Here is a 17,999-nt window from a genome sequence, read left to right as displayed (position 1 = left end):
GTTCGAGATAGAGACGCATGGCCGCCCAATACGCCTATGTCATGAAGAACATGACCAAGACCTTCCCCGGCGCGCCCAAGCCGGTGCTGTCGGACATCAACCTGCAATTCTACCAGGGGGCCAAGATCGGCATCGTCGGCCCCAACGGCGCGGGCAAGTCCACCCTGATGAAGATCATGGGCGGGATCGACACCGATTTCACGGGCGAGGCCTGGCCGGGCGAAAACATCTCCGTCGGCTACCTGCCGCAGGAGCCGGAGCTGGACCCGACCAAGACGGTGCTGGAGAACGTCAAGGACGGCGCGCGCGAAGTGGCCGACATGGTCGACCGCTTCAATGCCATCAGCGCGGAAATGGGCGATCCCAAGGACGACACCGACTTCGACGCCCTGATGGAAGAGATGGGCACGCTGCAGGAAAAGATCGACTCGGTTGATGGGTGGACGCTCGACAACCAGCTGGAGATCGCAATGGAAGCGCTGCGCTGCCCGCCCTCCGACAGTGGCGTGGAAAGCCTGTCCGGCGGCGAGAAGCGCCGCGTGGCGCTGACTCAGCTGCTGATCCAGAAGCCCGACATCCTGCTGCTGGACGAACCGACCAACCACCTCGATGCAGAAAGCGTCGAGTGGCTGGAAAACCATCTGAAGGAATATGCGGGCGCGGTGCTGATGATCACCCACGATCGCTATTTCCTGGACAATGTGGTCGGCTGGATTCTGGAGATCGATCGCGGACGTTATTTCCCTTACGAGGGCAATTACTCAACCTACCTCGACAAGAAGGCCAAGCGGCTGGACCAGGAAGACCGCGAGGAGAGCGGCCGGTCCAAGGCGCTGAAGGAAGAGCTGGAGTGGATCCGGCAGACCCCGGCGGCCCGCCAGACCAAGTCCAAGGCGCGCATCAAGAAGTTCGAGGCGCTGCAGGAAGCGCAGAACACCCGCAAGCCGGGCAAGGCGCAGATCGTCATCCAGGTGCCGGAGCGGCTGGGCGGCAAGGTGATCGAGGCCAAGGGCCTGACCAAGGCCTATGGCGACAAGCTGCTGTTCGAGAACCTGTCCTTCATGCTGCCCCCGGGCGGCATCGTGGGCGTGATCGGCCCCAATGGCGCGGGCAAGTCCACGCTATTCAAGCTGATCACCGGCAAGGAACAGCCTGACGAAGGCACGCTGGAGATCGGTTCCACCGTGCATCTAGGCTATGTCGACCAGAGCCGCGACGATCTCGATCCCAAGAAGAACGTGTGGGAGGAAATCTCCGACGGGCTCGACTACATGACCGTCAACAAGCACGAGACCTCGACCCGGGCCTATGTCGGCGCGTTCAACTTCAAGGGCAGCGACCAGCAGAAGAATGTCGGCAAGCTGTCGGGTGGTGAGCGCAACCGCGTCCACATGGCCAAGATGCTGAAGCAGGGCGGCAACGTGCTGCTGCTCGACGAACCGACCAACGATCTCGACGTGGAAACGCTGGGTGCGCTGGAGGACGCGATCGAGAACTTTGCCGGCTGCGCCGTGGTCATCAGCCATGACCGCTTCTTCCTCGATCGCCTCGCCACGCACATCCTCGCCTTCGAAGGCAACAGCCATGTCGAATGGTTCGAAGGCAACTTCGCCGCGTATGAGGAAGACAAGCGCCGTCGGTTGGGCGATGCCGCCGATCGTCCCACCAAGCTGGCCTACAAGAAGCTGACCCGCTGATGGGTGATGCCACCGCCCTGCGCGTGACCGTCCGCGGGCATGTGCAGGGTGTGTGGTATCGCGACTGAACGGTGGAGAACGCCGTGGCGCTGGGTCTGACCGGCTGGGTGCAGAACCAGAATGACGGGACGGTGGCGGCCCTGCTGCAAGGTGAAGCAGGTGCGGTGCAGCAGATGGTAGCGCGGATGCATGACGGTCCGCCAGATGCGCGCGTCGAGCAGGTGGCGGAACAGGCTTGCGAGGCCAAAACCGTCACCGGGTTTCGCCGGCTGTAAGCTGCCTTCCTCTTCGGTCGAACCTTCAGATGCCGCCAGCTTGCGATTGACCGACAGCACATCTTCATTTTGTTCAGATAACTAGCCGGTTCAGTTAACGGAAAGCCGACTCAGCCTATCTCCCCTGTATTGGCCGCAGCCACTCACGCGGCGCAACCGCATACAGGAGACTTCAGCGATGCGCGTGACAGACTTACTGAAGATGGTTGGCTACGCCGCGCTCGTGGCTGGCTTGACCGCGCCGCCCATCGCGGCGCAGGCGCAGGATCGGGGTGACCGCCGGGGCGACCGGATCGAACGGCGCAGCGAACAGCGTGCCGGCCGCATCGACCGTGGCAGCGAACAGCGCGCCCGGCAGGTCGATCGCAGAAGCGAGCGTCAGGCCCAGCGCATCGAGCGTCAGGGTGACCGCCGCGCACAGCAGAGTCGGGCTCAGGGCCGGTTTGGCGAAGGCCGGCAGATCGATCGGCGCGCCGAAGCTGTTGCCCGCCGGGTGGAGCAGGTCGGTGACCGTAGCGCCCGCCGCATCGAACAGCGTGGCGACCGCCGGGCGGACCAGGTGGAACGTCGTGGTGACATCCGGGCCGATCGTGCCCGGGACCGGAACTGGAACGGCAACAACGGCCGTCCCGACTGGAACCGCAACGACCGCGGCGGCAATGACCGCAACCGTTATGACAATCGTCGCAACGATAACCGCGGTTATGACAACCGCCGCTACGACAATCGTGGTTATGACAACCGCCGGAACGACGATCGCCGCTACGACAATCGTCGGGGTGACAACCGCTACGCCGGTAACCGTAACGGCAGCCGGTGGGATCGCGGCTGGCGCAATGACAATCGTTATAACTGGACGAGCTACCGGAACGCCAATCGGTCGCTCTATCGCGGCGGGCGCTACTACTCGCCCTATCGTGACTGGTCGTACCGCCGTCTGAACATCGGCTTCACTCTGAACAGCCTGTTCTTCGGCAGCCGTTACTGGATCAACGATCCGGGTCAGTATCGCTTGCCACCGGTGTACGGCCAGTACCGTTGGGTTCGGTATTACGACGATGTCTTGCTGGTCGACACCTATTCCGGCGAAGTGGTGGACGCCATCTACGACTTCTACTGGTAAGCGGCTTCTGCCGGTGCGAGTGGCCCGGCAGGGCGGAACCTCCGGTCGGTAACGGCCGGGGGTTTGCCGCTTGTCAGCAGGGTGCGGGGATGGAACAGGATTGCTTGCATGAGCACCGATCCCGATCAGCTTCCTGACGAAAGCAGCCATCCCGACAAGGCGCAGTTGCGCCGGATCGGCCGCACCCTGCGCGAACGGCTTGGCGCCAATACTGCCGCCTACCGCATTCCGGCCGACAAGGCGGAACTGTGGGCAATCGGCGATTTCCTGTCGGCGGGCGAATGCACGCAGCTGATGACGATGATCGACGAGACCGCCAGGCCAAGCGGTGCCTATGACATGCCGTATGAATCCGGCTATCGCACCAGCTATTCCGGTGATGTCGACACGGATGCGCCCTTCGTGAAGCGCATCCAGCGCCGGATCGACGATCTGCTGGGGCTGGAGCCGGAGACCGGCGAGACCGTCCAGGGCCAGCGTTATCAGGTGGGCCAGCAATTCCAGCATCACACGGACTGGTTCCCCTCCAACACCCCGTATTGGGAGATGGAGCGTGCCCGCGGTGGTCAGCGCGCTGTCACCGCGATGGCCTTCCTGAACCAGGTCGAAGGCGGCGGCACCACCGATTTCCCGCGGCTCGACCTGTCCATCACCCCGGCGCCGGGCGCGCTGCTGGTGTGGAACAATGCGGGCGTGGACGGCACACCCAATCCCTGGACGATCCACGCCGGCCGCCCGGTGACGGCCGGGGTGAAGTACATCATCACACGGTGGTATCGGGTCCGGCGCTGGCTGTAAGCGCCTCCGCGATCAGCCTGCGCGTGCTGTCGATGCCGTACAGCGCGATGAAGCTGCCCATGCGCGGCCCCTGCGGCGATCCCAGCAGCGTTTCATAGAGTGCCTTGAACCAGTCGCGCAGGCTCTCGAAGCCGTACTCCGGGCGCTTGCCGATCTCGTACACCATGGTCTGCAGCCCCTCCGCGCTGGTGTCGGATGCCGCTGCAAGCTGCCGATCCAGTTCCGCCAGTGCCTCTGCCTCGTTCGCGTCCGGCGCACGCCGCTGCAGCGTAGGGGCGACAAAATCGCGGTTGTAGGCCAGCGCCGCGCCGACCAGCAGATCCAGCTGCGGGTGCTGCGCCGGATCAGGATCGGCGATGTAATTGCCCAGATAAGACCAGACCTGATCGCGCGTCGCCCCGGCACCCAGCACGCCCACCAGGTTCAACAGCAGGCCGTACGTCACCGGCAGCGTGTCGCCACCGCCGCCTGCCTCGCCGTTGGTACGCAACAGGTGCCAGACCGGATTGCCCAGCTGCTGTTGCGGCGGCTGCTCCGGGATCTTCGCCCGGAACTGCCAGTACTCGTCCACCGCACGCGGGATCACGCCCACATGCAGGCTCTTGGCGCTCTTGGGCTCGCGGAACAGGTAGAAGCCCAGCGATTCCTCGCTGCCGTAGGTCAGCCATTCCTCGATGGTCAGCCCGTTGCCCTTGGACTTGCTGATCTTCTCGCCATTTTCGTCCAGGAACAGTTCGTAGATCATGCCCTCGGGCCGGCGACCGCCCAGCACGGCGGCGATCTTGCCGGACTGCGTGCCGCTGTCGGTCAGGTCCTTGCCATACATCTCGTAATCGACGCCCAGTGCCACCCAGCGCATCGCCCAGTCGACCTTCCACTGCAGCTTGGCCTGTCCACCCAGCACGGACTGTTCGACCATGCGCCCCTCATCCTCGAACCGGACGAGGCCGGTCTCGGCATCGAGCACCTCCACCGGCACCTGCAACACCACACCGCTGGTCGGGCTGACCGGCAGGATCGGGGAGTAGGTGCGGCGGCGCTCTTCCCGCAAGGTCGGCAGCATCACGTCCATGATGGACTGGTAGTGCCGCAGCACGCCGCGCAGGGCATCGTCGAACGCACCTGAATTGTAGCGGTCGGACGCGGAGACAAACTCGTAATCGAAGCCGAACCGATCAAGAAAGGTGCGCAACATGGCATTGTTGTGATGCGCAAAGCTTTCATGCGTGCCGAACGGATCGGGAATACGGCTGAGCGGGCGGCCGAGATTGGCTGACAGTACCTCCCCATTGGGCACGTTGTCCGGCACCTTGCGCAGACCATCCATGTCATCGCTGAACGCGACCAGCCGCGTCGGAGCCGGCGTCCCATCCGTGCTGGCGACGATCTGGTAAGCGCGCCGGACCAGCGTGGTGCGCAGCACCTCCTGGAAGGTGCCAATATGCGGCAGGCCGCTGGGGCCGTACCCGGTTTCGAACAGCACCGGCTGACCATCGGGCCGGCCGTTCGGGTATCGCTTGACCAGCTTCATCGCCTCCTGGAACGGCCAGGCCTTGGAGGTGCGGGCGGCGGCGATCAGTGCTTCGTCAAACATGATCGTGCCTTTTGCGGATGGCGGCACGCTCCGCAAGGGGTGGCAGAGAGGGCGCGCCCCCGCTTGCGCTGGAACCGGCGCTGCGCCCGGCCGTAAATCCAGCCATCAGGGCGGTGCCACGCTGCCCCGAGCCGCCCTTCGGCCGGACATGCGGTCTCCGGAGGGCGTCCGGCAACGACAAGGGGCATCGGCTTTTCCGTGATCTATCTCACATTGCTGCAGCGCCGGACCGAGGAGATGGTCAGAGGCTTCGTCGCCCTGCTGCCCAACCTGGCGATTGCCATCCTGATCCTTGTGGTCACCTGGTTCCTCGCCAAATTCGCCGTGAAGATCGCCGACCGGCTGACCGCGCACACTCACATGCGCGAAAGCCTGAAGCAGCTGGTGGAGACGCTGGTTCGCTTGGCCATCTGGGTCGCCGGGATCATGATCGCCGCGACCGTGGTGATGCCCGGCATGACCCCCGCCAGTCTGTTCGCCGGACTGGGAATCGGGGCGGTGGCCATCGGTTTCGCGTTCCAGGATATCTTCGAAAACTTCCTCGCCGGCGTGCTGATCATGCTGCGCGAGAAGATGCACATCAACGACATCATCGAGGTCGATGGCATTCGCGGCCGGGTGGAGCGGATCAATCTGCGCGAGACCTATATCCGCCAGCTGACGGGCGAGCTGACCCTGCTGCCCAACTCCATGCTGTTCAAGAACCCGGTACAGATCCTGACCGACCAGACCCTGCGGCGTGACGAACTGCTGGTCGGGGTCAGCTACGATACCGATCTGGCCCAGGCGATGTCGGTGATCCGGTCCGCCTTCGAAGGCCTGGAGCATGTGGCGGCCGACAAGCCCGTCGGCATCTACGCACGCGAATTCAATGCCAGCTCGATCGATTTCCTGGTGCAATGGTGGACCGACGCCGCCCCGCGCGACATGCGCGAAACGCGGACGGAGGTGCTGCTGTCGATCAAGGACAAGCTGGATGCCGCCGGGATCGAGATCCCCTTCCCCTACCTGACCCACACCTTCAAGGAACCGCTGCCGCTGACCCGCGTCACGGCTCCCCAGATCGAGGACTAGGCCGCCAGCGCCTGCGCCAGGCGATCGCGGATGACCTGCAACGACGCGCGAAGCTCGTGGTCCGTCGACGGCGAGGCCGCTATGGAAGCGGCCGCCGGCGGTTGGCCTGATGGCGCGGCCTGCTCCTGCTCGATCGCGGCACGGGCGCCCTTCAGCGTGTAGCCTGCGCGGTTGACCAATGCGTCTATGCGCATGACCAAAGCAACATCATCGCTGCGATAGTAGCGCCGACCGCCGCTGCGCTTCAGCGGCTGCAGCATGGGAAATTGCTGTTCCCAATAGCGCAGCACATGCTGCTTCACGTCCAGCATGGCTGACAATTCGCCGATGGTGCGCAGCGCGCCCGGTTCCTTGCCGTCCTTCATGGGTGAGCCCGATCTCGCCTCGTCCTCAGACGGCGGCGCCGATGCGGTCCTTCAGTTTCTGGCTGGCACGGAAGGTCATCACGCGGCGCGGCGTGATCGGCACCTCGATGCCGGTCTTGGGATTGCGCCCCACCCGCTCGCGCTTGTCACGCAGCACGAAGCTGCCGAAGCTGGAGATCTTCACGTTCTCGCCTTCGGACAGGGCGCAGCACATCTTCGCCAATATCGCCTCCACCAAGTCGAGACTTTCGGCGCGGGACAGGCCCAGCTTGCGATTCAGCGTTTCGGCCAGGTCGGCCCGCGTCAATGTTCCCACAGAGCGCATCATGTGCATGCCATTTCCCCCGAAAGCCGCCGCCAGTCCCCGCAGCTATCTTGCCCGAATCGGCTGTCAGGCGCAATAACAGCTCGGCGCAAATCTGCTGCAACTGCACACATTTGCAGCCCGATCGGGCGGATCATACCCGCAGCAGGCTGGCGCCCCAGGTGAATCCGCCGCCCATCGCCTCCAGCATGACCAGATCGCCATCCTTGATCCGGCCATCCTGCCGCGCGACGGCGAAGGCCAGCGGCACGGAAGCAGCGGAGGTGTTGGCGTGGCAGTCCACGGTCACGACCATGCGTTCCATCGGCAAGCCCAGCTTGCGCGCGGTCGCGTCCAGGATACGGAAATTGGCCTGGTGCGGCACAACCCAGTCGATGTCGTCCGGCTTGAACCCCGCCTCGTCCAGCACTTCGGCCAGCACCTCGGCCAGGTTCACCACTGCATGGCGGAACACCTCACGGCCCTTCATGCGCAGCTTGCCGACGGTCCCGGTGGTGGACGGACCGCCATCGACATGCAGCAGGCCGCGATGCTGCCCATCGGCGTGCAGCCGCGTGACCAGCACACCCGGCCCATCCGCCTCGGCAACGTCCTGCGCCTGCATCACGAAGGCACCCGCGCCATCACCGAACAGCACGCAGGTGGTGCGGTCTTCCCAATCGAGGATACGGCTGAACGTCTCCGCGCCGATCACCAGCGCAGTGGTCGCCATGCCGGTGCGCAGCATGGAATCGGCCGTGCCCAGGGCATACAGAAAGCCGGAGCAGACCGCCGCCACATCAAACGCCGCGCCCGCGCAACCGAGTTCGTGCTGGACCAGCGTCGCGGTTGCGGGGAACGTGTGATCGGGGGTGGCAGTGGCCAGAACGATCAGGTCGACCGCCGACGCATCGATACCGGCATCGGCCAGCGCAGCCCGGGCAGCAGCGGTCGCCAGCGTTCCGGTGGTCTCCCCTTCGCCCGCAATGTAGCGCTGGGTGATGCCGGTGCGTTCGCGGATCCACTCGTCGCTGGTGTCGAGCCGAGCGGCCAGATCGTCATTGCTGACCACCTGCCGCGGCAGAGCATGGCCGACTCCGCGGAAAACCGAGCGGATCATTCCGCCGCCTCCGGATCGGGCGTGGCAGCACCCGCATCCCCGGCCGAGGCGGCGGGCGCCACCCGGGCACGCAGGCGATCCGTCCCCAGTTCGTGCAGATCGGCGATGATGCGCTGCGTCAGATCTTCTTCCAACAGGCGGGCCGACACGGTGACCGCATTGGCCACACCGGCGGCCGTGGCGCTGCCATGGGACTTCACCACCACGCCATTCAGGCCAAGAAAGACCGCACCATTGTGATTGTTGGGGTCCAGATGGTGGCGCAGCAGCTCCGTCGCGGGACGCGAGATCAGGAATCCGATCTTGGACCGCAGGGAGGAGCGAAATGCATCCTTCAGCAGGTCGGTCACGAACCGCGCCGACCCTTCGATGGCCTTGAGCGCGATATTGCCCGAGAATCCGTCCGTCACCACAACGTCGACATTGCCGCGATTGATGGTGTTGGCTTCCACGAAGCCTTCGAAATCCAGCGACAGGCCATGCGCGTCACGCAGCGCCTGCGCGGCGCTCTGCAGGTCGCCCGTGCCCTTAGTGTCCTCGGTGCCGATATTCAGCAGACGCACACGCGGCCGCTCGCGCCCGGTCACGATGCGGGCATAGGCCGCGCCCATGATGGCGAACTGGACCAGGTTTTGCGCACTGCATTCGGTGTTGGCACCAAGATCCAGCATGATGACGTCATTGTCGCCCAGCGTAGGCATCAGCGCCGCCAGCGCAGGCCGGTCGATCCCCGGCATGGTCCGCAGCGCGAGCTTGCTCATCGCCATCAGCGCGCCGGTATTGCCGGCGCTGACAGCGGCTCCAGCCGCCCCGCGCTTCACGGCATCGATGGCAAGGCCCATGGAGGTGGTGCGCGCCCGGCGCAGCGCCTGGGTCGGCTTCTCGTCCCCGGCGACCACATCGTCACAATGCAGGATCTCGGACGCACCGCGCAGGCCTGGATGCTGATCCAGAGCCTGCTCGATCCTGTTGCCGTCCCCGACCAGCAGGAACTGGAACCTGTCGTGACGCCGGCGGGCCAGGGCCGCGCCGGATACCATCACGCGCACGCCCTCGTCCCCACCCATCGCGTCTACGGCGATACGCGGAAGACTCATGCGCGCCTACTCCTGCTCACCCGACGATCAGGAAGCAGCAGCGACGATTTCGCGTCCATTGTAGTGGCCGCAAGCGACGCACAGATTGTGCGGACGCTTCAGCTCACCGCAATTGGTGCATTCGTGGAAGGCATCGACCTTCAACGCGTCATGCGACCGGCGATTACCGCGACGATGCGGGGAAGTTTTCCTTTTGGGGACGGCCATTGCGGCACCTGTTCCTTGAATTGGCTAATCAATGTTGCAGCCACCCCGGATGCCGCCATTCCGCGTGCAAGCACGAGAGGAACAGGCGACACATAGGTGCGGCGAAGGCGCGCGCTATAGCGATTTCCCGCCAAGACGCAACCTCTGCTGCGGCCCCGCATCTGGGGCCGCGAGCTTACTTCTTCTTGAGCGACAGCCCGCCGAAGCGCTTGTTGAACTGCGCCACGCGGCCACCCGTATCCAGCTGACGCGTGCCGCCGGTCCAGGCCGGGTGGCTCGTGGGATCGATGTCGAGCGCCAGCGTGTCGCCTTCCTTGCCCCAGGTGGAGCGAGTTTCGAACACGGTGCCGTCGGTCATCTGCACCTTGATCATGTGGTAGTCGGGGTGAATATCGGCCTTCATGGCATTGGTCCTCGTGCATGGGGCCGGTTCCGACCGGCCGCGCAATGGGATGGGAAGCGGCGCCCCTTAGTGCCTGGGCACGCGCTTGGCAAGTCAGGCAGGCGCGTCGGCGATCATCGCGGTGAAGTTCACTTCGCAGGTGACCTTGCCATCCACGGTGGCGACACCGCGGAACTTGCACACGCGCGCCCGCTTCTGCACGAAGCTGACGTCCAGCATCAGCAGGCAGCCAGGCTCTACCGGCGCCCGGAACTTCGCGTCCTCGATCGCCATGAAATAGACCAGCTTGCCGCTGCCGGCGAGGCCGAGCGTCTCGACCGCCAGGATGCCGGCCGCCTGGGCCAGCGCTTCGATCTGCAGCACGCCAGGCATGATCGGGCGCCCCGGGAAATGTCCCTGGAAGAAGCTTTCATTGAAGCTGACGGCCTTGATCGCGCGGATTCGCTCGTCCGGCAGCAGTCCTGCCACCCGGTCCACCAACAGCAGGGGATAACGGTGCGGCAGCGCCGCAAGGATGCCCGCAATATCCATGCTGCGGGCATCCGGGGTGTCGGAAACGGCGTCCGTCATCAGCGCCCCTGAACCGGCGTCGTTGCGGCGGCTGCGGGTGCCTGCGCCGGCGCCTGCCCAGCCTGAGCAGCCTGCTGCTCACGCAGCTGCGGCGGCACCCAGCCTTCGGGCGGAACGATCTGCGCGGAAGGCAGCAGGGTGTTCAGCTGGTCGAGCACCGCCTGGTTCATGTTGTAGGCTGCGTCCGCATACAGCACCGTGTCCGGCGTCAACACCAGCGTGACGCTGCGCGCCTTGGCAGCGTTCTCGATGGCGGCGGGCAGCTGCGCCTGGATCTGCTCTTCCACATAGGCCTGGCTCAGCGCCACGGGGCCGAGAATCTGCTGCAGCTCGCGCTGGCCGGACTGCTCGATCTGCTGGATCTGCTGGGCCTGCTGCTGCAGCTGACCCTGATCGGCATTCGCCTGCTGGCTGGCGGTCTGCAGCTGCGTGAACAGCGGCTCCAGCTGCTGCTGGATCGCGGTGCGGCGCTGGGTGGCCTGGTCGATCTGTGCCTTGTAGGTCGTCTGGCGCTGGTCCTGCGCCGTCCGATACGCGTTGGAGCTGGCCACCACGGCCTGGATGTTGACGACGCCAATACCCTGCTGGGCCTGTGCAGCCACGGGGGCGATGATAGCGGGCGCGGTCAGCGCGGCGAGAGCGAGGCCGGCAGCCAGCGCAGGCTTGAAAAGCTTGGTCATCAGAACTGGGTTCCCACGTTGAACGAAAAGAGCTGTGTGTCGTCGCCTTCCACCTTCAGCAGCGGATAGGCAGCATTGATCCGGAACGGCCCGAACGGGGAGTTCCAGTCGACCCCGATGCCGATCGCGATGCGCGGCTTCGGCGTGTCGCCATAGAACTGCTCCACGAACGGCGGGAGGTTGATGCGGGCGAGCGGTGCGTTGGTGCTTCCGGTCGGCGATGTCGGGCTGGTCACGGTGGTCGTGCCGGTCTGCTGCCCGGCATCGTTGAACACCGGCTGCGAATAAAGCAGGTTGCCGCTGTTGTCGCGAGCCTGGATTATCTGGCCGTCAGGGAACGGAGTGGAGTTCAGCGCCGGTCGACGGACATTGAAGACCGCGCCCGCATCCAGGAAGATGGAGGGCCGCAGCCCGAGTTCGCGCGCGCCCGAACTGAGCGGGATCTCCAGCTCCGCCTGGAACAGATACATCGCATTGCCGCCCAGCGCGTCGTCCGTGTTGCCACGATCACGCAGCGGCAACAGCACGCCATTGCCGGCTTCATCGAGCGCATAACCGCCCGACTGCGCAGCATCCGTCTGGTAGTAGCGACGGATCACGCGCGGGCCGAGGCCCCGGATGTCGAAGCCGCGCATCTGCGGTTCGCCCAGGAAGAAGCGGTCGGTCAGCAGCACGTTGCCGCCATTGCCCAGCCCCTTGATGTAGCCACCCTGGGCGCTGACATTGAAGATGAAGCCGCTGCCGATGTTCCAGTACTTGTCGGCATTGGCGGTGATCTTCGCATACTTCACCGATCCGCCAAGACCGGCCACATCGACGCTCACGATCACGTTCTCGCCGCGTGTCGGACGTTGGCGGCTGTTCAGCGTGGAATAGATCAGCGAACCGCCCAGGATTGAGCTGGTCCGGGTGCCAATCGCATCGCACAGGAACCGCCCGGCGATCAGCGGCGCGCACTCGCCGTCGATGAAGTACAGGTCTTCATCCAGCGTGATGTCGTCATAATTGAACGTGTAGCGCCCCACAGCCGTCATGTATTCGGTAAGCGGCACGCCCACGCGCAGCGAGATGCCGGTCTGCGCCTGCTCGTAGGTCGCGCTGTTGCGATCCAGGTAACCATTGTTGAAATCGCGACGGTAGATATCGACACCGGCCGAGATGTTCTTGTCGAACAGATACGGCTCGGTGAAGCTGATGTTGCCGGAACGCGAGAAGCGGGAGTAACTTGCCGACAGTCCCACCGTCTGCCCGCGACCACGGAAGTTCCGCTGCCGGATGGAACCCTGGAAGATGAAGCTTTCGATGGAGGAGAAGCCGGCCGACAGCGACAGCTCGCCCGTGGCCTGTTCCTGCACATTGGCGTCGAGGACGATGCGGTCGACGCTGGAGCCATCGACCTGGCTGACCTCGAAGTTTTCCTGGAAATAGCCCAGCGAGTTGATGCGTGCGGTCGATCGCTGCACCTGCAGCGAATTGAACGCATCACCTTCCGTGATACGGAACTCGCGCCGGATAACCTTGTCCTGCGTCAGCGTGTTGCCGTTGACGTTCACCTGTTCGACATAGACGCGCGGCGCTTCGTTGATCACGAAGCGCACATCCATGGTCAGGTCTTCCTGGTTGCGGCTGAACTGCGGCCGCACATCCGCGAAGGCGTAACCGAACGTGCCGGCCAGTTCCGTCATCTGCTCGATCGTGTCTTCGACGAGCTTGGCATCGTACCAGTCACCGGCACTCATCGGCAGGTTGCCGGTCATCCGGTCCGAGTCGAAGTCCCGCAGCTGGCTGTCCACCGCCACTTCGCCGAACTTGTAGCGCTGCCCTTCCTCGATCACATAGGTGATGATGAAGTCGCGCTTGTCGGGCGTCAGCTCCGCCACGGCAGATACGACCCGGAAATCGGCATAGCCGTTCTGAAGGTAGAAGGCGCGCAGCTGCTGCTGGTCAAAGGCCAGCCGATCGGGGTCGTAGCTGGTTGCGGAGGAGAAGACCCGCGTGAAGGATGCGACCTTGGTCACCATCTCGTCCCGCAGGTCACCGTCGCTGAACGCCTCGTTGCCGAGAATGTTGATCTGGCGAACCTTGGACTTCGGCCCTTCGGTGATCTCGAACACCACGTCGACGCGGTTCTGGTCGAGCTGCACCATCTGCGGCTCCACCGTGGCGGCGAAGCGGCCCTGGCGCTTGTACAGCTCGATGATGCGGGCGACGTCCGCCCGCACCTTGGACCGCGTGAAGATCTGCCGAGGTTCCAGCTGGATCTCGGGCAGGATCTTGTCATCCTTGATCCGGCGATTGCCTTCCAGGACGATGCGGTTGATCACCGGGTTTTCCACCACGGTGATGACCAGATTGCCGGCTTCGTTGTCGATCCGGTAATCGGAAAACAGTTCGGTCGCGGCCAGATCCTTCAGCGCCTGGTCGGCCACCGCGGGGCTGTAGGTGTCGCCCGGCCGCAACTTGATGTAGCTGAGGATGGTCTGCGGTTCGAGCCGCTGGGCGCCCGCCACCGCGATCGACCGGACCACATCACCCTGAGCCGCAGCGACGGGTGCAGCCGGCGCGCTGCCCTGCCCGGGCGGCGTGGCTTGCGGTGCTGCTGGCGCGGCCGGCACGTCCTGTGCCAGCGCACTCGCCGGCACGCCGGCCAGCACCGTGCAGCCGAGCAGCGCCGCCATCAACGGCAGGGCAATCACTTCAGTATTCCTGGCGGTCATTCCCGTCGGTTCCAATCCGTCTGCATGAACTTGGCAATCATGCCCAGCTGTCTCGCCACCCCCGCGAAATCGTGCCAGCACCCCCTTGCACCACAAGCCAGCGCCCTTGCCTCATGCCGGGCGGGCGATCAAGCAAGCGTTGGGGAAAAGCATGCCGCGATACAATCTTCCATTCCGGTCCGCCACCCCGCGACAAGGCAGGCGGTCGCGGCCTATCGCCCCCATATGGGCAGCGTCGCCACATCATTGATGGTCACGAACAGCATCAGCGCCAGCACAAAGGCGATGCCGGTGCGAAACGCCCATTCCTGACTACGCTGGCTGGCGGGCTTCCGGCGGATCGCTTCCGCAGCGTAAAAGGCCAGATGCCCACCATCCAGTGCCGGAATTGGCAGCAGGTTAATGAATGCCAAGTTAATTGAGATCAGCGCAGCGAAATGGATGAATTGCGGCCAGCCGAGACTGAGCTGCTCGCCGGAGAACTTGGCGATCTTGATCGGGCCGCCCAGCTCTTCCACCGAACGGCGCCCGCTGATGATCTGCCACAATCCCACCACCATGGCCCGCATGATCTGTCCGGTCTGCTGAACAGCCAGGCCGATCGATTCCACCGGTCCGACGGGGACAAGCCGGCCGCCGCCGGCGCCGATGCCGATCTGGCCGATCTCGAACCGGTTGCCGAAACGGTCCTGTTCGGTAACCTGGCGGATGGTGAAGCTGTAGCTCAGCTGCTCTCCGTCGCGATCGACCACCATCGTCACCGGTTCACCGGGATGCGGCGCAATGCGGCCGGGCACCTCGTCGAAGCCGTCGATCGCGTCGCCATCGATGCTGACGATGCGGTCACCGATGGCGATGCCGGCCTGCGCCGCTGCGCCATCCTGCGCCAGCACCTGCACCACCGGCGCAACCTCCAGCCGACCGTAGGCCGAGTTCAATCCCGCAAGAATGGCGATCGCCACCAGGAAGTTCACCACGGGGCCGGCGGCCACGATCAGCGCCTTCTGCCACAACGCCCTGGCCTGAAAGGTCTGCGCGCGCTCCGCCGCCGGCAAGGCCAGCCATTCCGCCGAAGGCTGGCTGGCCGGGTTCATGTCGCCGGCAAATTGCACATAGCCGCCCAGCGGCAATGCCGACAGCTTCCAGCGCGTACCGCGCCGGTCGGTATAGCCCACCAGTTCCTTGCCGAAGCCCACGGAGAACGCATCCGCCTTCACCCCGCACCAGCGGCCGACAAGATAGTGGCCAAGCTCGTGCAGCGTCACCAGCGGTCCCAGCACCAGCAGGAAGCCGAGCAGCCACATCCAGAGCGGCGGGGTCTCGATCATGAGGTCAGGCGGGCTCCAGCATGTCAGCGGCCCTGTGGCGCGCCTCGGCGTCGACGACAAGCACGTCATCCAGGCTGGCAGGCGGGGGAAGGTCGCATGTTTCAAGCACTTGAGCCACGATTTGCGTAATCTGCGTGAACCTGATCTGACCGGCCAGGAAAGCCGCCACCGCCACTTCATTGGCGGCATTCAGCACCGCGGGTGCCGCACCGCCGGCCGCCACCGCCTCCCGCGCGAGCTTCGTGGCGGGAAAGCGGACCTCGTCCGGCGCCTGGAAGGTCAGTTGGCCGATGGCGGGCAGGTCCAGCGGGGCGCACGGCGTGTCCATGCGCGCCGGCCATGCCAGTGCGGAGGCGATCGGCACGCGCATGTCGGCCGGGCCGAGTTGCGCCAGGGTGGAGCCGTCGCGATACTCCACCATGGAATGGATCACGCTCTGCGGGTGCACCACGATGCGCAGGCGCTCGTGCCCGACCGGGAAGAGGTGATGCGCCTCGATGAATTCCAGACCCTTGTTGAACATGGTGGCGGAATCAACGCTGATCTTGGCGCCCATCGACCAGTTGGGATGCGCCACCGCTTCCGCGACCGTGGCCGATTGCAGGCGTTCCAGCGGCCATTCGCGCAAGGGGCCGCCGCTCGCTGTCAACGTGATCCACCGCACATCGGCGATGTCATTGCCGGCGAGGCACTGGAAGATGGCGTTATGCTCCGAATCGACCGGCAGCAGCGTGGCGCCGTGGCGGCGGACGGCGGTGATCATCACCTCGCCGGCAGAGACCAGTGCCTCCTTGTTGGCGAGCGCAACCGTGCCGCCCGCGCGGATTGCAGCCATGGTGGGGGCGAGGCCCGCACAGCCGACAATGGCCGCGACAGTCAGGTCCGCACCGCGTGAGGCGGCCTCGACCAGCGCCGCTGCCCCGCCCCCAGCCTCGATCCCGCTTCCCGACAGGGCCTCGCGCAGTTCGGGCAGGCAGCGCTCATCCGCGACCACCGCGATGCGAGCCTTGTGCGCAAGAGCCAAGCGGGCAAGCTCGGCCGCCTGGCAGTTCGCCGTCAGCGCCTCGACGCGCCAGTGCTGCGGCTGTCGGGCCAGGAGGTCTAGGGTGGAGGCGCCGATGGACCCGGTGGCGCCGAAGATCGAGATGGAACGAGTCATCCGGCCATCACCAGACGTCGCCGTAATGGCCGAGCAAGCCGACGATAAGCGCGACCGGAATGATCCCGTCGACCCGGTCCAGCACGCCGCCATGACCAGGGATCAGCCGCGACGAATCCTTCACCGCGGCCTTGCGCTTCAGCCAGCTTTCCAGGAAGTCGCCCGCCTGCGCCGCAATGGCCAGGCCCGCTCCGATCAGCGCGCCTGCCAGCATCTGCCCTGGCGCGAGGCCGACCGGCTCGCTTGGCGACAGCGCCCGCATGGCTTGCTCCAGCAGTGCCGCCACAATCGCCAGCCACAGCCCCGCCGCAACCATCCCGCCGGCCAGGCCCGCCCATGTCTTGGATGGGCTGATCCGCGGCGCGATACGCGGGCCGCCGATCGTGCGCCCGGTGAAATAGGCCCCGGTATCGGTAGCGATCACCGTCACCACCGTCACCACCAGAACGGCCCGCGGCATCTGCATCAGGAAGGCGGCGCCGAGCCCGATGTAGAGCGTGGCGATGACCATGCCGGCAACGCGCAAGCGCCCGCCGGGCGCTGCCCGCAGGACCAGTCGAACCGCCTCACCCAGGGCTGCCAACGCCACCAGCGCGAGGAAGCCCTGCAGCACCGCCCCGCCCAGCGCCAGCGCTCCGCCAGCCAGCACCAGCATCACGATTGCAGAGCCGAGCCGCTTGGGCAGATCCCCCGTACGCACCGCCAGCGGAACCGCAGCGTAGCGGAGCGCGCGCGCCTTCAGCCGGTCGCGCTTGCGCTCTGGTGCCTCAACGCCCGCCAAAGCGCCGCTCCCGATTGGCGAAGCTGGTCAGCGCCTCTTCCAGATGGGCGGGGGTGAAATCGGGCCACAGCACGTCCGTGAACCACATTTCGGCATAAGCGGCCTGCCACAGCAGGAAATTGGACAGCCGCACCTCCCCACTGGTGCGGATCAGCAGGTCCAGCGGCGGCAGGTCGGCGGTGTCGAGATTGGCTGCGATGCTGTCGGCAGTAATGGCCCCGGCGGCTGCCGCCTTGCTGGCGGCCCGGGCGATTTCCTGTTGCGAGCCATAGTTCAGCGCCACTGCCAGGGTGCGTGATCCCCCGGCTGTACGCGCCAGCGCGTCCTCCAGCATTTCCACAATGTCGGGCGCCAAGGCTTTGTAATCACCGATGATCCTCAGCCGGACATCATTGGCGATGAATTCCGGCAGGTCGGATCGGATAAAGCTGCGCATCAGGCCCATCAGGTCGCTGACCTCATCCTCCGGCCGCTTCCAGTTCTCCGCGGAGAAGGCGTACAGCGTCAGGCACTCCAGCCCCATAGGACCCAGCGATCGCACAAGGCGGCGCACCGCCTCCACGCCACGCCGGTGCCCCATGGCCCGCGGCAGGTGGAAGCGGCGGGCCCAGCGACCATTGCCGTCCATGATGATGGCGACATGACGTGCGCCATGCCCTGCCCCTGCACGCATGCCGGGCGCCGCGGCAGCGTCCATAGCGCCCAGC

Annotated in this window: 19 protein-coding genes; 5 read left to right on the top strand and 14 right to left on the bottom strand. The window is 65.3% G+C overall.

Features of this window, described 5'->3' with window-relative positions; translation table 11 throughout:
• The first annotated feature begins 17 nt into the window (after positions 1-17).
• The 4 genes from ettA (at position 18) to D5S08_RS07035 (ending at position 3,893) form a co-directional block, all read left to right on the top strand.
• The gene (gene ettA, locus D5S08_RS07050) at positions 18-1,697 is read left to right on the top strand and encodes an energy-dependent translational throttle protein EttA (protein WP_121116903.1); all 1,680 of its coding nucleotides are present in this window, start codon (positions 18-20) and stop codon (positions 1,695-1,697) included.
• Positions 1,698-1,780: 83 nt separating this feature from the next.
• Positions 1,781-1,972 carry an acylphosphatase gene (locus D5S08_RS07045; RefSeq protein ID WP_338322950.1) on the top strand — a complete coding sequence of 64 codons (192 nt, stop codon included), beginning with the start codon at positions 1,781-1,783 and terminating at the stop codon, positions 1,970-1,972.
• 223 nt (positions 1,973-2,195) lie between these two features.
• Complete coding sequence (locus tag D5S08_RS07040; RefSeq protein WP_421757452.1) at positions 2,196-3,095, top strand: RcnB family protein; 900 nt, start codon at positions 2,196-2,198, stop codon at positions 3,093-3,095.
• Positions 3,096-3,203: 108 nt separating this feature from the next.
• Complete coding sequence (locus D5S08_RS07035) at positions 3,204-3,893, top strand: prolyl hydroxylase family protein (protein WP_121116899.1); 690 nt, start codon at positions 3,204-3,206, stop codon at positions 3,891-3,893.
• Here D5S08_RS07035 and D5S08_RS07030 read toward each other — a convergent pair.
• On the bottom strand, positions 3,859-5,487 hold the full coding sequence (locus D5S08_RS07030; RefSeq protein WP_121116897.1) for a lysine--tRNA ligase: 1,629 nt from the start codon (positions 5,485-5,487) through the stop codon (positions 3,859-3,861). The two genes, D5S08_RS07035 and D5S08_RS07030, sit on opposite strands and share 35 nt — an antisense overlap.
• A 198-nt stretch (positions 5,488-5,685) precedes the next feature.
• On the opposite strand from D5S08_RS07030, the gene D5S08_RS07025 reads away from it, so the two are divergent.
• Positions 5,686-6,561, top strand: a complete 876-nt coding sequence (locus D5S08_RS07025) for a mechanosensitive ion channel family protein (protein WP_241557269.1) — start codon at positions 5,686-5,688, stop codon at positions 6,559-6,561.
• Here the strand turns inward: D5S08_RS07025 and D5S08_RS07020 are convergent.
• From D5S08_RS07020 to uppS, 13 genes are all read right to left on the bottom strand, one after another.
• On the bottom strand, positions 6,558-6,926 hold the full coding sequence (locus D5S08_RS07020) for a MerR family transcriptional regulator (RefSeq protein WP_121116896.1): 369 nt from the start codon (positions 6,924-6,926) through the stop codon (positions 6,558-6,560). The genes D5S08_RS07025 and D5S08_RS07020 overlap by 4 nt on opposite strands.
• A 25-nt stretch (positions 6,927-6,951) precedes the next feature.
• Positions 6,952-7,254: an integration host factor subunit alpha gene (locus D5S08_RS07015; protein WP_175578893.1), complete on the bottom strand. Its 303-nt coding sequence runs from the start codon at positions 7,252-7,254 to the stop codon at positions 6,952-6,954.
• 130 nt (positions 7,255-7,384) lie between these two features.
• On the bottom strand, positions 7,385-8,350 hold the full coding sequence (locus tag D5S08_RS07010) for a beta-ketoacyl-ACP synthase III (protein ID WP_121116892.1): 966 nt from the start codon (positions 8,348-8,350) through the stop codon (positions 7,385-7,387).
• Entirely contained in the window at positions 8,347-9,447 is a 1,101-nt protein-coding gene (gene plsX / locus D5S08_RS07005; RefSeq protein ID WP_121116890.1) for a phosphate acyltransferase PlsX, read from the bottom strand. Before plsX ends, D5S08_RS07010 begins: the two co-directional genes overlap by 4 nt.
• Positions 9,448-9,474: 27 nt before the next feature.
• Entirely contained in the window at positions 9,475-9,654 is a 180-nt protein-coding gene (gene rpmF, locus D5S08_RS07000) for a 50S ribosomal protein L32 (protein WP_121116888.1), read from the bottom strand.
• Between the two features lie 175 nt (positions 9,655-9,829).
• Entirely contained in the window at positions 9,830-10,057 is a 228-nt protein-coding gene (rpmE, locus tag D5S08_RS06995; RefSeq protein ID WP_121116886.1) for a 50S ribosomal protein L31, read from the bottom strand.
• 93 nt (positions 10,058-10,150) lie between these two features.
• Entirely contained in the window at positions 10,151-10,627 is a 477-nt protein-coding gene (gene fabZ, locus D5S08_RS06990; protein ID WP_121116884.1) for a 3-hydroxyacyl-ACP dehydratase FabZ, read from the bottom strand.
• On the bottom strand, positions 10,627-11,307 hold the full coding sequence (locus D5S08_RS06985) for an OmpH family outer membrane protein (protein ID WP_121116882.1): 681 nt from the start codon (positions 11,305-11,307) through the stop codon (positions 10,627-10,629). The genes fabZ and D5S08_RS06985 overlap by 1 nt, the downstream gene beginning before the upstream one ends.
• Positions 11,307-14,024 carry an outer membrane protein assembly factor BamA gene (bamA, locus tag D5S08_RS06980; protein WP_121116880.1) on the bottom strand — a complete coding sequence of 906 codons (2,718 nt, stop codon included), beginning with the start codon at positions 14,022-14,024 and terminating at the stop codon, positions 11,307-11,309. The genes D5S08_RS06985 and bamA overlap by 1 nt, the downstream gene beginning before the upstream one ends.
• Positions 14,025-14,236: 212 nt before the next feature.
• Entirely contained in the window at positions 14,237-15,352 is a 1,116-nt protein-coding gene (gene rseP, locus D5S08_RS06975) for an RIP metalloprotease RseP (RefSeq protein WP_121116878.1), read from the bottom strand.
• A 4-nt stretch (positions 15,353-15,356) separates the two neighbouring features.
• The gene (locus D5S08_RS06970) at positions 15,357-16,511 is read right to left on the bottom strand and encodes a 1-deoxy-D-xylulose-5-phosphate reductoisomerase (protein WP_121116876.1); all 1,155 of its coding nucleotides are present in this window, start codon (positions 16,509-16,511) and stop codon (positions 15,357-15,359) included.
• Between the two features lie 7 nt (positions 16,512-16,518).
• Positions 16,519-17,292 carry a phosphatidate cytidylyltransferase gene (locus D5S08_RS06965; protein ID WP_241557268.1) on the bottom strand — a complete coding sequence of 258 codons (774 nt, stop codon included), beginning with the start codon at positions 17,290-17,292 and terminating at the stop codon, positions 16,519-16,521.
• Positions 17,279-17,965 carry a polyprenyl diphosphate synthase gene (gene uppS / locus D5S08_RS06960; protein ID WP_121117091.1) on the bottom strand — a complete coding sequence of 229 codons (687 nt, stop codon included), beginning with the start codon at positions 17,963-17,965 and terminating at the stop codon, positions 17,279-17,281. The genes D5S08_RS06965 and uppS overlap by 14 nt, the downstream gene beginning before the upstream one ends.
• Positions 17,966-17,999 lie beyond the last annotated feature (34 nt).

This window comes from Croceibacterium ferulae (assembly GCF_003660445.1).
GTDB classification, from domain to species: Bacteria; Pseudomonadota; Alphaproteobacteria; order Sphingomonadales; family Sphingomonadaceae; genus Croceibacterium; species Croceibacterium ferulae.
Note: the sequence above shows the minus strand (reverse complement) of the source record. Positions and strands in the feature narration are given on the sequence as shown.